14 protein-coding genes and 2 pseudogenes are annotated in these 14,629 nt (G+C 48.2%); 2 read left to right on the forward strand and 14 right to left on the reverse strand.

Annotated features, from left to right (window positions below):
* Positions 1–115: 115 nt before the first annotated feature.
* The 3 genes and pseudogenes from CDH47_RS17860 to CDH47_RS17750 form a co-directional block, all read right to left on the reverse strand.
* A complete protein-coding gene (locus CDH47_RS17860) occupies positions 116–940 on the reverse strand; it encodes a glycosyltransferase (protein ID WP_100641474.1) in 825 nt (274 codons plus the stop codon).
* Between the two features lies 1 nt (position 941).
* Positions 942–1,811 (reverse strand): glycosyltransferase family 2 protein, encoded by an 870-nt coding sequence (locus tag CDH47_RS16940; protein WP_161494501.1) that lies wholly within the window; start codon positions 1,809–1,811, stop codon positions 942–944.
* Positions 1,812–1,906: 95 nt separating this feature from the next.
* Positions 1,907–2,317: pseudogene (locus CDH47_RS17750) on the reverse strand (hypothetical protein); the annotation flags it as partial.
* 11 nt (positions 2,318–2,328) lie between these two features.
* Between CDH47_RS17750 and CDH47_RS17865 the strand changes: the two are divergent.
* Complete coding sequence (locus tag CDH47_RS17865; RefSeq protein ID WP_420843693.1) at positions 2,329–2,415, forward strand: hypothetical protein; 87 nt, start codon at positions 2,329–2,331, stop codon at positions 2,413–2,415.
* Between the two features lie 166 nt (positions 2,416–2,581).
* Here the strand turns inward: CDH47_RS17865 and CDH47_RS16945 are convergent, their stop codons facing one another.
* Positions 2,582–3,892, reverse strand: coding sequence for a hypothetical protein (locus CDH47_RS16945; RefSeq protein WP_153045493.1), 1,311 nt, complete (start codon positions 3,890–3,892; stop codon positions 2,582–2,584).
* A gap of 180 nt (positions 3,893–4,072) precedes the next feature.
* On the opposite strand from CDH47_RS16945, the gene CDH47_RS16950 reads away from it, so the two are divergent.
* On the forward strand, positions 4,073–4,387 hold the full coding sequence (locus CDH47_RS16950; RefSeq protein ID WP_239985872.1) for a transposase: 315 nt from the start codon (positions 4,073–4,075) through the stop codon (positions 4,385–4,387).
* A gap of 226 nt (positions 4,388–4,613) precedes the next feature.
* Here CDH47_RS16950 and CDH47_RS17755 read toward each other — a convergent pair whose 3' ends face one another.
* The 10 genes and pseudogenes from CDH47_RS17755 to CDH47_RS16995 form a co-directional block, all read right to left on the reverse strand.
* The gene (locus CDH47_RS17755; protein WP_239985874.1) at positions 4,614–4,775 is read right to left on the reverse strand and encodes a hypothetical protein; all 162 of its coding nucleotides are present in this window, start codon (positions 4,773–4,775) and stop codon (positions 4,614–4,616) included.
* A 127-nt stretch (positions 4,776–4,902) separates the two neighbouring features.
* Entirely contained in the window at positions 4,903–5,109 is a 207-nt protein-coding gene (locus CDH47_RS17760; protein WP_239985876.1) for a TrkA C-terminal domain-containing protein, read from the reverse strand.
* A 383-nt stretch (positions 5,110–5,492) separates the two neighbouring features.
* Positions 5,493–6,392 (reverse strand): annotated as a pseudogene (locus CDH47_RS16960) (IS3 family transposase); the annotation flags it as partial.
* A gap of 6 nt (positions 6,393–6,398) precedes the next feature.
* Positions 6,399–7,568: an IS30 family transposase gene (locus CDH47_RS16965; protein WP_100641499.1), complete on the reverse strand. Its 1,170-nt coding sequence runs from the start codon at positions 7,566–7,568 to the stop codon at positions 6,399–6,401.
* Between the two features lie 54 nt (positions 7,569–7,622).
* Positions 7,623–7,895 (reverse strand): transposase, encoded by a 273-nt coding sequence (locus tag CDH47_RS16970; protein WP_161494503.1) that lies wholly within the window; start codon positions 7,893–7,895, stop codon positions 7,623–7,625.
* 238 nt (positions 7,896–8,133) lie between these two features.
* Positions 8,134–9,120 (reverse strand): glycosyltransferase family 2 protein, encoded by a 987-nt coding sequence (locus tag CDH47_RS16975; protein WP_161494504.1) that lies wholly within the window; start codon positions 9,118–9,120, stop codon positions 8,134–8,136.
* Positions 9,113–10,189 carry a polysaccharide pyruvyl transferase family protein gene (locus tag CDH47_RS16980; protein ID WP_100641486.1) on the reverse strand — a complete coding sequence of 359 codons (1,077 nt, stop codon included), beginning with the start codon at positions 10,187–10,189 and terminating at the stop codon, positions 9,113–9,115. Before CDH47_RS16980 ends, CDH47_RS16975 begins: the two co-directional genes overlap by 8 nt.
* A 24-nt stretch (positions 10,190–10,213) precedes the next feature.
* The gene (locus tag CDH47_RS16985) at positions 10,214–11,701 is read right to left on the reverse strand and encodes a hypothetical protein (RefSeq protein ID WP_100641487.1); all 1,488 of its coding nucleotides are present in this window, start codon (positions 11,699–11,701) and stop codon (positions 10,214–10,216) included.
* 35 nt (positions 11,702–11,736) lie between these two features.
* Positions 11,737–13,146 (reverse strand): Coenzyme F420 hydrogenase/dehydrogenase, beta subunit C-terminal domain, encoded by a 1,410-nt coding sequence (locus CDH47_RS16990; protein WP_100641488.1) that lies wholly within the window; start codon positions 13,144–13,146, stop codon positions 11,737–11,739.
* Positions 13,143–14,603, reverse strand: a complete 1,461-nt coding sequence (locus CDH47_RS16995) for a lipopolysaccharide biosynthesis protein (RefSeq protein ID WP_239985877.1) — start codon at positions 14,601–14,603, stop codon at positions 13,143–13,145. Before CDH47_RS16995 ends, CDH47_RS16990 begins: the two co-directional genes overlap by 4 nt.
* Between the last annotated feature and the right edge of the window lie 26 nt (positions 14,604–14,629).

Here is a 14,629-nt window from a genome sequence, read left to right on the forward strand (position 1 = left end):
TTCTTGGTCTGGTACTCGGCTTCGGAGAAGGTAATCTGATCCATGGTGGCAACGAATCCTGTGCGGTTGACGATGGCCGTATTATCGCTGATTTTGAGACTTATTCAGAGTCTCCCTAGTTCTGCAGTCTGCGAATGCAGCGTAAATATCCTTGGAGCATAAGGCTGAATCTGGAAACTCGAGAAACCCCATCGCCTGTATTACGGATAGTCCACCAGGCTAGAACCAGCGGCGAAATAATACTGCGCATTCTACCCAATAGGTAACCACGTGCCTTGTACCTTCTTTTATAGTCAATGCTACGGTTTTCGGGCATTGTCGTATGCAAGCAAACGTTCGTTGCATAACGACCGTATCTTGCCCTATTTCTTACAACCGCATCGTAAAAAAACAGATTTTCCTCGCAGGACGGAAGTTGGGTACCTAGCCCTAAATTTTCGTCAAATTTGATTTTATTATTTTTAAGGAAAGCACTTCTTGCGATGATCTCTATTGACGAAATTCGGAATGAAAGCAATGTTGGGCTTACGCTATATCTTGAGTAATCTTTAAAGTTTTCAGCTTTGTTTTCCAAGCTACCAACTTGGCATAAGACGATGTCAAACTGAGAGCTTTCCAGAAAGTTTATAAGAGCCTCTATCCGAGATTCAATTAAACATATATCGCCATCCTGAAACCAAACCCAAGTTGCCCTACAGTTATCAAAGGCTAAGTTTCTACTTCTTGAGAGACCCTTCTGAGTACTAAAAACAACCTTAACAGAATCCGTTTCATTATAACATCGATCAACATCTTCAAGCTGAGAAACGATTACAAACCCAACCCTCCTAGGTAGTCTGTTAGATACTCTTACAATGTATTCCAAAACACCATCAAAATCGCCTTTAACAGTCGATATGGCTATAGTCAAAACTAGAGGTTTCGAAATCACAGCTCGCACCTCAAATAATTTTTAGATACTTAAAAATAACTACAATGCTATTTTTTATGTTAGTTGGCTTTGGCATCCGAACCATCTTAATTAATAAGTAGCGCAACTTAACATTCCGGACCCCATAGGTAACGAGCATTAGCCTTACAATCTCTCGCTCTGTTCGGCTGAGTAAGTGTTTTTCAGTAAACAAGTTCCAAGCCCTAGTGATTTTATCGGTGCCTGAACTACTGATTCGCTCTTGGGCATGAGAAGCATCTTGGACATAGGTATACTCCCCGGAACACACAGCTTTCTTTCCAGTATTTTTTAGCAACCTATACCAGCACTCATAATCTTGCCAAGCAGGAAAGTCTTCGTCAAAACCGCCAACACTTTGGAGAACATCTCTCTGAGTGAATATCTGGTTACCAATCCAGTTTGAGAATATGAGATCACTTGCACGACAACTTTTTAAACGAGCAGACGCCTTCTTGAGAACGCCACCAGCATCTCTAAGAAAATTTGGAAATATTGCAATCGCATCCTTATCTTTCTTCCGCCACGCCCTCAAAAGCGACTCAACGTGGTCTTTACAAAAGTAGTCATCGTCATCGAGCCCTGTCACATATTCACCACGAGCTTCGTGTATAGCCTTGTTTCTAGAAACGCATGCTCCAGAATTAACTTCATTGACAAAAAAGCGAACATTAGCGTTGCATTTAGAAACAGACCGCAAGTACTCTACAGTTGAATCTGTTGACTGATCGTCAACTACAATAACCTCTATATTTTTATACGTTTGCAACAAAACCGAATCTACAGCCCGCTGGAGAAGAGAAACTCTATTATAAGTAGGAATATAAACTGTGATTAACGGTTCACTGAGAGCTTTTTTCAAGGCCATTCTCCATTATTTACGATAGCAATCTATAATCAGACGAGCGACAGCTAATGCTCCGTTCGGTTAATTTGCTCATTCATTGTCAATTAGACTCAGCTCTGCCCGAACCACTGACGTCGTAATGGATTCTGCGCTTTTATGCTAACGGAACTGCTTTGCCAGTGTTTGTTGTGAACCTTAATGAACTTTTTAATCGCAGACTTCAATTCACCGACGCTAGTGAAAATGCCCCGCGTCGCTCGAATTGGCCAAACCATCCCTCGACCGCATTCAGCTAGGAAGGGCTCGTGGGCGTGAAGTGCAGATCCAGATCCAGATCCTTCGAAGTGTCACAGCCAATTTGACGCAAGACATCCAAAAAATTTCTTGGACCGGCGGCGCTGAACTTATCCTGGGCGAAGCTGCTATATCTGCTGGGTTTGGTCAAGAGCCTGAATCTGAGTCTTTTCGCCAACAGACAAAACCAGTACATTGTCCGGAGGGCCCATATAGAATCCGTCAACTACGCTGACACATAGGGAAGTTCGTCCGCTGGTACAACACCGAGCATCGGCACGTTGCCCTGAATTACGTAACACCCCAGCAGCGCCATACTGGCTAGGCTGACCAAATCTTGGCACAGCGAAAACAGGTTATAGACGCGGCGAAAGCAGCGAACCCCCAACGCTGGACTAGGAAAACCCGAAACCTCAGCTTAGCGGACTCGGTCACATTGAACCCGGAAAAGGCGGCTAATTGTTAAAGAGCTGAGCCCTTAAACGCGCCAACTATGTTGACAGGCTCCGATTCTCTCTGGCCCTCAAACAAATAAAGTAGAAAATAACTACAAAATATATTTTATTAGGATTTACCGCCAAAAGCATAAAATCTCCCTTATAATGAAGTACAAATGTTACAAAAAAAATCGAAATAACCAGCCAATGACTTCCAAGCAAATATCTCTTCAATACTGAATTAAAAATAATACAAAAATACAAGAAACCAACAGAACATAAGATTTGGTAAAAAACACCTCCGTAGAGGATATACCTCATATATCCAGCGTCGACAGAACCATAGTACCCACCGGAATCGCTGCTATACCGCCCATCCCCAAAAATGAATGTCTTATCCCCAGGATAATAATACATATTATTTAAACCCTTAAGAGAAGAAACCTCAAAACTTCCTGTTCGAAGAAAGTGATCAACTGGCTGAAAAACATAAAAAATATATCTTTGTATCGACTCATTCTCAGAAAGCCCGAAAATATAATAAAAAAACACAAACAAAGACAACACAAAAGCCACAACAACAGAGTCAAAAGCAAATCCCTTAATACTAACTTTCTTAAACTGAACTGAATACATAAATATAGCAAACGGTAAAAAGACCACCGAGATTACTGAAGTCCTCCCAGCAGAGAACATCGCTATTACACCAAGCCCCATCCAGACGTAATCGATGACCTTGTAACTACTGCATCTACTTACATAAAGCATAAAAAAATATAAAAGATAGTTTATTGCAAGCTGCGTGGATAACCCGAACGCAACCGAACCCGAGACGCCGAGCCCTCTTGAGCCTTGGTAAACTGCCATTCGGTCTAATTGTGATTCGGTGCGCACAAAACCATGAACAAAATCTCGGGCATCCGAACTCACAAGCATTAAAAGTATAAAAACAACTTGCAGCTTTAACAACCAACCCAACAAATTAACAATATTTCCAAGCGGATCATCATCTCTACCGTTATTGATCAGCGATGAAATCGCCATACATGCTGGAATTATGAATATAGAGTGGGCGATCGTTGGCAACAAGCTAAAATCTGCAGTGCCATGCAAGAATGGAACTGCCACCGACAAAGTAAGAAACATAAAGAAGACAGCTAATAACAACCAAAACTTTAAACTGGAAGTTATTACTTTTAAGCTATAACCGACTTTTGAAATAAGAAAAAATACAAAAGGAATCAACACTCCTCCTAAATGTGAAAAATTAGGAAGCCCTGTAAATTTTACACTATAAAAAAACAAAAATATTAATGGAAACAAAAAATTTAACGAAGCGCGCTCACCCAGAATATATCGTTTCATTTAAACAAACAATCTCGTTATTAACTTTTAAGGAGAACATGAATAAGTCTCCAAAACTAGCGATAATACGGTCATCTTCTACCGCATAGGATTTGTTGCCATCATGGATCAGACCACTTTATCCGAAGCCAAGTACCGTACAAAGAAGCGAAAAACCAGCGCGAGATCTTTCTGGAACGGATGGATAAGCTGGTTCCCTGTAAGCGATTGGAGAAGAGAGTAGCCCGTTATTACCCCAAGGGCCAGAACAGACTACCTCCGTATCTGCTGTCTGCCATGCTCCGCATTCACTGCATGCAGTTATTCTATAACCTCAGTGATCCTGCCATGGAAGACGCCCTGTACGAGATCGAATCCATACGCCAGCTTGCCGCTCTGAAGCTGCACCGTCTGCCGGACGTAGCCACAACTCTCAAGTTCCGTCATTTCCTAGAACAGCATGGTCTTGACAGGCTATTGTTCAAAAAAGCGAACAAACACCTAAGGAAGCGCTGATTAATTCAGCCTGAGTCCCTGATCTGGAAATATTTAATTCCCTGACAATCGAACCGGCAGTAATGATCATGCGGCATGAAGAGTTCTCCGCCAAGAGCAAGATAATCCAAACAGAGCGGTTTCTGGCCGAGATGGTATGGTAATCCCCCTTTTTAGCGGAGTGCGCAAGTAGAGTTCAGGGCATCATAGCCAGTTTCCGTTGGGGGGGGGGTAACCCCAGGGTCACTCAAGGGATTAGCGGACCGAAGTCTAGTAAACTACTGGCTTCCGAGTAGGCGGCGCCGGTTTCTGTCATCGCATTGCCCAAGGCGAGCGACAAAGCAATCACAATCAATACCGGCAAATCTTCACTGCGGCGGGCACGGCTGGCCGTGAGGTAGCCAGACACTATGATGCCTCCGGCGGCAACAAGGGCAGCCGCAAGAATCGGCAGCAAGCCTCAGGTGCTAAGCACCACCGTCACCGCGAGTATGCCCAGTGGCTTGAGGGCATTATGGAAGTCCGGTGGTGTGGAATCACTTAAGGCGCTGACCAGCAGGAAATCCCGACAGAAAGCGGTACTGTTCTTCAAGCTGATAGCTGGCCTCCAGCCACAAAGTGTCGCCCATGCGAAAGGTGATATCAATCGGTTTGCCAAGCACCCGTTTGCCCTCCCTGGATACAGACAAAATCACTGCATTAAAGCGGGTGCGGAAGCGGCTACCGCGGATGGTTTTATTCATGGCAGTAAACTCAAGCCCCAATACCACTTCTACCAGACAACGCTGCCTCTTCTAAATAGTCAGTTTATGCACATTGCCGTTACCGGGTTTCAGGCCGTGAATGCGGCGCACCTCACTGGCGCACTCCGGCGCTCCCACAAAGTAGGGCTTGTCGCCTCCCCCTGAAGAACACGGTCTGGCCCTACTGCAGTACGCAACCGGCCACCTCGGTCGATCTCTGTCAGGTATCCGTAGGTGAGCGCCAGCATACTTGCTTCGGAATGGTTTTGGCCGATAGAGGTCACGGGCTGGTAGCTTCCACCTCAACTCGATATTCCCTAACCTGCTCCAGCTCTTCCGTCAGGCTGCCCCGATCTGGTAACAGGCTGTAGTGGTCAAGTGTTTTAGGCCACCGTCTTTTGAGCTTTCCAGTAGGCCTGCTCAGCCACGTTTGGCGGCAGTCCTTCGTTATGCTTATGCGGGCGAAGGGCGCTGTAATAACCGATCATGTAGTCCGTTATTGACTGCTTCGCCGAGGCAAAGCACGGATACCCGGTTTCCGGCACCCACTCTGTTTTCAGGCTCCTGAAGAAGCGCTCTGTTGGGGCGTTATCCCAGCAATTTCCCCGGCGGCTGAGGCTCTGCTTCATCTGGTACCGCCAGAGCAACTGTCGGAAACCCAGGCTGGTGTACTGGCAGCCCTGATCCGAATGAAACATGACTTCCGACGGCTCTCCACGTGATTCGTAGGCAATCGTCAAAGCCTTTTTTACCAGCTCCGTATTGGGCGATAAAGACATCGCCCAGCTTACTGGTTTACGAGAGAACAAATCGATGACCACCGCCAGATAAGCCCAGCGTGCACCTGTCCAGATATAGGTAATATCGCTCGCCCAAACCTGATTGGGCTCCTTCACATCGAACTCCCGATCCAGAAGGTTCGGGATATCCTGGTGCGGCTGATCCGCTTTTTTGTAAGCGTGACTTGGCGGTTGCGTGCTCACCAATCCCAACTGCTTCATCCGTCTGCTGGCACGGTAACGGCTTAGCGGCATTCCGGCCTGCGTAACCATTTGGGCAATACTACGAGCGCCGGCCGAACCGTTACTGGCCTCGTGCGCTTCGACAATCTGCTCCAGCAGGCCCTGCTCCGTTTCGCAGGGCCTGCTGTCCCGGCTGCGCCAGGCCCGGTAGCTACTGCGATGCACCCCAAACACCTGACACAGATGCTGCACCGCATGGCTCTCTTCAAGTCGCTCGATTATCGAGAATTGCTCAGGGAGTCCGACATCAAGAGAGCGGTGGTGAGTTCAACCGGTCAACGCAAATATACTTTGTAGCTTCTCCACAGGTGTCAGGTAGTCGAGTGTTTTCCTCGGTCTTTCATTCAGCTTCCTTGCAAATTTATTTAATTCCTTCTGGGAATAGCCCGATAAATCGGTCTTCTTCGGGAAGTACTGGCGCAACAGACGATTGGTGTTCTCGTTGCTGCCTCTTTGCCAAGGGCTCTGCGGGTCACAGAAATAAACCTGCATGTCGGTCGCAAGCGTAAATTTCCTGTGGTTACCCAGCTCACCCCCTCGATCCCAGGTCAGGGTTCTCTTCAACTCCTCGGGGAGCTGGCCAACTTCCCGACACAGCGCCGAAACAACGCTTTCCGTATCTTTGCCGCCGACATGAACGAGCATCGTAAATCTAGACTGCCGCGCTACGAGCGTCGCAATATGTGAGTTCTTGGATCCGGATATCAGGTCTCCCTCCCAATGGCCAGGAACAGCCCTGTCTTCAACCTCTTTTGGCCGAGCACGGATAGAAACTAAATCCGTGATGCTGGTGCGGGATTCTGCCTCTTCAGAGCTTCTGCACCGTGATCGACGCATGCTACGTCTTGATCGGAGGTGTTTGACAAGCTCCTTCTTCAGAACACCGCGGGCTTGAATAAAGAGACTTCGGTAAATCGTTTCATGGGACACATGCATCGACTTGTCGTCCGGGAACTGGCGTTTTAGCCAGCCTGCTACTTGCTCTGGAGACCAGTCAAGGCTCAGCTTTTCGGCAACGGCTGCACGGAGGGGTTCATTCAATGCGAGAAGGCATTTTTTCGGCCGTTTTGATTGGATCCAGGCACGCCGGTCTGCCACGTTCGCCCTGTACCGACTTCTTCCTCCGTTCCGACTGACCTCTCGACTGATGGTTGAGGTAGACCGTCCTATCGAGTCGGCAATCTGAGTCAATGTCAGTCCCGCTGAGATACCTCGTGAAATCTCTTCGCGCTCAGAGCTACTAAGCACCCTCGCTGATCTGGAGCGTCCCAGCGGGGCAATGCCACCATGTATGGCGAGCATTCCAGTGATCGATCCAGCATGCTTTCCAAGGGCTCTGCCAATCTCGCTAAGCGACTGCCCTTTCTTCCATCGAGCCCATAGCTCCTGCTTCTGCTGGTAGGTCAGCCCCCTGGTCTTTGATACTTGCTGCGGCATTCTGAAAGCCCCGATAGTTACCATTGTGCATTATGTTGCACTGACCGGTTGAATCTACCGTAGCCTTTTTAATATCTCCTTCTCCTCCTCCACCCGCCGCAGCTTGCGCTTCAGTTCCTGAATCTCACGCTGCTCCGGGGTCAGCGCCTCACCTTTCTGTGGAGCCTTGCCAGATCGCTCCGCTCGGAGTCGGCGCACCCAGTACTCCATCGTGGACTTACCGACACCCATTGCCTCACACGCTGCCTTCAGGGTGTAACCCTGGTCTACCACAAGCTGGGGCGCTTCCAAGCGGAATTCCGGGCTGTATCTTCTATTCTTCGTCATCGTCTGCACCTGACTTTCTGTGTGAGTGATCATACACTCAAAGTCAAGTGGCCAGGTTCACTATGCCACTACAAAAGCACTCAATCAAACAAGCAGCCTTCGGTGAAGTGAGATTTCGGCCCTAGGGCGGAGAGCAGTAAACTGGATCTTAGTAATTTACCGAAACCCCAGTTTTCGCCGTTTTTCGATATCAACGAACCGGTGCTACCTCTCTATAAAATGGACGTTTTGCCCCCCCCTACCCTCGGGCAACTCCCCTCACCCGCTTCACAGCTCTGGCAATTCTCCGCATCGTATTTGACTGGTCGGCACGCACGCCATATAGCAGAGTTTTCACAGCCAAACTCACACTTCTACTCTTGGCTATTGCGCTCAACACATACCCAACTCTTACTGAAAGTCCTGCCCTTCTGGCCATAACGAGATAAGCCAAACAATATGACTCAAGCCGTTTACGAATATGTCGACGGTTCCCAGACATAGGATCTTCGGAAGCGTACAAACTCAACATGTTTTCCATACAATTAAGCACACCATTTACATGCTTGGTGTTCGGCGCCATAGTCATGGTCGAGCCTTCGCGGTTTCGACGCAGAAAGAGCACCGTATCAATAACCACAAAGGTATTGCACGCGAACAAGAGCGGGAAGAAAAGCGCTTCGTCTTCCAGAAAATTGGGGCCGAACTCTAGCCCTTTCGGCCCCCAAAGAAACTTCTTGGATACATATAAACAAGGTGAGCAGAACAAAGCTTTGTGGGAATCCGCTTGGCTCAGGAAATCGGTTCGATTAGTAAACACACCTGAAAAGCCTCGGGAGTAGTTTACCCAGCGACTGCCTTGGTATTCACTATCATTAAATGCCTCACCGGAAAACAGAATGATGTCGGGTTTTTGATTGTCGCGTATCTGTTTTTTTATCGAGCTGACGAAGTTTTTAGTAAGCAGGTCATCCGAATCAAAGAAATAAACATACCCTGACGAAGCAAGGCTAACCCCGAGATTTCTAGCATTCCCTTGCCCGGCGTTATCGATCGACACTACCTGGTAAGAAACTGGAAACTCAAAAGCCCTAGCGACGTCAGGCGTTGCATCCGTGCTTCCGTCGTCAATCAGGATGACCTCATCCGGAAGCTCCGATTGGTCTTTGATCGACTGTAAAGCAGCGCCGAGATATTTCTCAACGTTATAGGCAGGGATGATGATGGAAATCGAGCACTCAGCCATATAAGGCATCCGTCAGAAATTTCATAGAGTGCGCTCGCTCTCTTTCCAAAACAACCTCGATATCACCACGCTTGGATAGCTTGAACATCGGTGTTTTCAGCTCAATCCCCAAGGGTTTCACTTCCACATCCAGCTTATTAAACAGACTGTCCAGGCGGGTCTGACCTCTTTGTTCATTCGGGCAGTAAACGACATCCTTGCCGTACCGCAGCGCAAGGCAAATACAGTGGTATGAATCGGTTACCACCGTCTCAGCATCGCGAATTAACGCGAGCCAGTCCGGCACTTCTCGATACTCGCGAACGCTTGAATCTTTCAGGTAGATATTAACTGCCTCACTACCCAGTTCTGAACCAACAGCTTTCAGGTCTTCCTGAAATTCAGGCGTGGCATCAAGCTTGTAATAAACCACTTTGGAGCCGGATTTAACTGACGATCCAGTAACCACCCTATCAATAAAAGAGTCGTCAACCAGCAGCAACGGATCGAGTACATGCACCGCCCCAACGCCGAACACATCCTTACAAATTTCCACACCGGATTCTTCACGGCAAGAAACCGCTTTGAATTGCTGCAGCTCTTGCCGCACCTTCTCGGTTAAAGCCGTGTCACCTGCCTGTTCCCAGGTTGTCGTTCCAAAACTGGCAGCGTAGGCGATACGGTCTACATTTTTTGGAACGTGACCTAGGAAAAAAGCCAGTGTGTCTCTGGCGAATGCCGGGCGCCAGACCTGGTCGCTCCCGACAATAACTGCCTCAAACCCCTGAGCGATCGCCCGAAACTCCTTCGGTGATTTAATGCGCTTTGTTCTGTTAATAAAGCTCTCCCGGAACCGCTCAAACGCTTCTTCGTTGGCGATCTGGGAATCCTTCGGTGTTTTGCGCAAACCCAGCTTTCTCAACAACTGCCCTACACGCCCCTTCAGCCTAACTTTTGGCTTTGCCATGAAGTCCAAGTGTGTAGCTTCGTGGCCAAGTTGGCGACAGATGTGCTCAAGGGCAGCAGCCTGAAGTACGGCGCCGTAGTTGTGAGTTGAATATTGGAAATTCAGAATTCCGACTTTTTTCATTGGGGTTACCGATTAGACATTAGATTACGATTGCAAGAGAGCCTTTATCGCGTCCTTCGCGCCAGATGGAATTACTTTTTTAGCAGCTTTCTTGATTTTACTTTTCAAAGTCTCTGGGTTAATTGGATATTTCAAAAGCTCTGGCCACATTTCCTCAATGAGATTCTTATGAAGAGTATGATTTGGAGCTGCTCTATACTTGGCATCGAGTGCTAGAGCTAATACCAATAACTTTCTATTATTAAACGGCATAAACCCTTCAACTGCGATATCCTGTTCTGCCATGAACATTCCACCCCAGTTACCCATCCGTTGTTCCCAGTAGAACAAATCCATTATATTAAAACCGCCATCTTCAACCAAATCTTTGACATCAGACAACCATTTTTCTACCTGGCCTTTCAGATAGAGACTATTTTTATCAAGCCCCGCTTTCGATAATACGTAATCCGTAGTTATCTCCCCCCACTCAACGTGATCGCTTCCATAATAGCTTCTGGCCACTTCAGAACCATTACCGTTGACGTTCAACTTTCCATAGTGAAAGTCGTGGTAATACTGTATAGCCAGAGTCTTAGGAAGATTCCTTGCCCCTTCCACATTAACTTGAATACGGGAAAAAAAATCATCCCTCAGCTTAGGCATATTCTTGAAAATGTTAAGCTCTAAACCCATATCTCCGAGCATGGTTTTAGGGACTGCTATGTCCATGTGGTCATCATTATAAACATTCATCGTGTTTACAAAATAGTAGACCTTATCACTCACGTATCTTGACGCTGCTAGCAAAACTCTGGAGTCCCAACCAGCGGTAACTGACTGCATCACCTCTCCTCGGCGTGTAATAGCATCAACACTTCCTTTAAGTATCCTAGAAACCTCTTTTACCGTTTCATCAAAAGAAAGTTGCTCCAAATTATTGAGCCAATAACGCTTAACATCTCCACCTCTTATATCCAGATAAGAGTTTGGCATAAGCTGTCTTACACCTTCATAAATAGTCTCGTCACCAACCCAAGACGATTCGCTTTTCATAAAGCTTTCTGAGCTCATAAACTCAATTAGATCTGCGTCTTTTCTTTCAACAAGCTCTTTATAGTGCTTTATTAGCCCGGGCTGAGAAGCGCAGTAAACCTCATCACCATCAAACAAATAGAAAGCTTTTCTCAATGCACAGGCGTCGTGAACCAATTTCGCTTCCGAACCATTCCAGTAAACTATTACATACCTACCAGACAGCCCAAATATATGTTTCAAAAGGTCATCAAAGGAACTGCTATCGCCCGCTAATCCTTTAGCTATTTCAAGTGTCGTCAATTCAGGCGAAAGAGGATCAACGATATAACCAAGAACAACTAGGCCCCCCGCGGGAGTGCTAACCCTTGCAACCTCCAAATCAGGGTGATAACAAACAATCAATTGTTCAAAAAGATCAACCCTCTCCCAACCAGGCAATGGATCCAATTCCGAACCACTAATGATATATTGCCGTCTAAAATCAAGAGCACTCATTCAACACCACCGTCCTTTATATTTTTTGATCACACTTACCGGGCAGATATAATCAGGCGCCTCTTCAAAAAAGAAATTAACCTGTGAAAAAATGACCGCCCTTGCCGAGAGTAGCGAGCATAAACGGGTTGCACAGTATTAATGTATGTCAATAGCTCGCTTTTACGCTTCGCCTTCAAAAACGATTCATGCGATAGGAGCCTCAACTTGGTCCTTAATCGCTGCCGTTTCATTTCATAGCGCGGGCTCAGCGTATTAATTGGGCCTGTTCTTTTGGTTGGAACCCAAGCCTTCGTCATTTGTTCTCGGTGAATTCGGTAACCTATCGCAATCTTCCGGTGCCGCAACCCCGCATCCTGAGACTGAACGGCCTTTGCAACACCCAGATCATCCATCTCTAAACGCCCCTCAGTACGGGCATTAACAATCAACTGCCGGATATTTTGGTTTCTGGTTACCACGACGTTGGTGCCATAGCTGTCCTGCACATACTCTGGCAACCAGGCATCGCCCAGCACCACATCCGCGGTTTCAGCGAATACGTCATCACAGAAGTCACAAGCCTTGTACTTGAACGCACCTGCGCCCCAGTCTGCGCCGAACAGCTGGTTGGTAGGCACTACCTTTTCGCCGGTGCTACCCTTGGCGTAGGTGCTGTAACGGTTGGCGGGTTGTGAGCGGTCTTTGATTCGGAAATCTACGCCCTCAAGCTCCTGCGGAGCTATACCCATTTGCCAAGCCAAGCTTTGTGCGTAATGGGCGCTTTTCAGGTGGCCGCACACCAAGCCTACGCAGTATTGTATGCGCTCTGCGAGAATGGGGTCTTGGGCCTGGAGCAATCTGATGCTCTTGATAAAGCAAGGTAACCCAACGACGGCGTAACGGCCGGGGTTGTTCCGAACGGTTTTCAGCACCTCAGACAATTCAATCGGGTAATATCTAGACTTCCCACCTTGCTGGATTTCTTCCAGAGTTTCACTAACTTGATACTTGAATGGGATGTTGTGTAGGCCTTGAGCGGCTGTTTCGGATTTAACGTGTACCACGTAATCCACCAGCCCTTTTGAAAGCAGCTCATTGAGCACCCAGGTACCCATTCCACCGGAGCTGCCTTGGTTCCGAAAATCACCTTCGGCAACATGCCCGGCGAACACTCCATTGTAATAACCTACCTGGTTGTTGTGATCGCAGGTTTCCGAAAAGTGTTGTTTGGCGATTTCATCTTCATTCGGTGTGCCCGAACCGAACGGACAGAGTTTCTCATAGTCGTTTTGCGTTGTCGCAAATACGTTGGCGTCTTTCAGGCTGGATTGATACTGCCCGTAGTCATCCATAACGATTTTAAACGGGCTTTGGTCCGGTACGGCGCAGGCACCGCAGCCTACACAGTAGCCGTTAGCGATTACGGTATCGTTAAGTGCTTGGAGGCTTTGTTTGGTCGTCACTTTAAGGTCAATTTCCTGGAGGTTAGAAGTTTGAGTAGGCCTCGGAGTTCTATCAATTCACGCCGGGTGGGCTTTATGAGTATGCACAGTACCGGGTAGATCACTGCTGCAGCGGCTATAAATACCGCTAAGCCCGCTATCGGGCTTTCTATGAGAATGAACTGTCGAAGCAAGTACAAGGCTGCAATGGTTCCCAAGGCACAGATTGCAGAGGGCACTAATGCCCTGATGAGCTCACCAAACGTAACCGGCAGGAACCAGCTGGCATAGTACAGAAACCCGGGCAAACGAATGAACACACCAGAAAGCGCATAGGCCGCGACCACACCAAACGCCCCCCAGAACGAGCCGATGCCTACAGAGACAATTAGAATGGAGAAGGTAATCGCTTTCCATCGCAACAGTGCTTTCGCGTTACCTATCGCAACAAGAGAAACAGCCAGAAAGCCGGCAATGGGCTCTACTAACGAAAACACCGCTAGCATCCGGAAGATGGGAACAGCACCGTCCCATCCGGAGCCCAGAAACAACTGGACGATCCAGTCTGCCAAGACCGCCATGGTGAGCGTTACAAACATAGTACCAAGCACCAGCTTACCCATAATGGACGTGATGGTGCTGCGCAGCCGTTCCGGATCGTTGGCAACCCTGGCTAAAGTTGGCTGCAATACATTCATTACCGGCGGTAGCATCTGACTAGAGGGTATGGATGTGAGCATGTTGGCGCGGTTAAACAGCCCCAGCGACTGGGCACCACCTATGTAGCCGATGGCGAATGGGGTTAGGTTTGTGGCCATATACCCAATAAAGTTCGCTCCGGTCAGGTTCGCCCCAAACCCCAACAGCGGCCGCACACCGGAACCACGGCTCATCATCGACGGCACCCAGCGGGCACTCAGCCAACGCGTCACTGTTTTTGTTGCGAAGGTGGTTATGGGGCTAATCACAAGCGCCCAGTATTCAAGGCCGCCCAAAGCTGCGGCTATGCCGGCGATAACGCCTGCCGCCATGGAAACAATGTCGATCACCGAGATGGCTTTAAAACGCATCTGCCGTCGTAGCAGGGCATCGTGTTGTACGGATAGTCCGCCAATCAGGAAAGTCAGGCTCATGGCGGCCATCACCAGTGTCAGGCGGGGTTCGTCATAAATAGTGGCAACCAACGGCGAAATCAGGATGCCAAGCAGACACAGGACAGTACCCAGGGCGCCATTTACCCAGAACAGGTTGGATACCTGAGCGTGGGTAATTTGGTCGCGCTGGATGGTCGCCATGGAAAGGCCGCCTTCCATAAATTGCAGGGCCAGGCCGGTGAACACGGTTACCATGGCAATCAGGCCGAAATCTGACGGCTGCAGCAAGCGGGCGAGGATAGCGACGGAGCCCAGTTGCAGGATCAACTTGATACCCTGAGCGGCCAAGGTGATGCCCGCGCTTTTAACGGCGCGTTCTTTCATACCGGCTTTGAGGTGATCGGCGTTAA

The sequence above is a fragment of the Marinobacter salexigens genome (genome assembly GCF_002806945.1).
Classification (GTDB): Bacteria; Pseudomonadota; Gammaproteobacteria; order Pseudomonadales; family Oleiphilaceae; genus Marinobacter; species Marinobacter salexigens.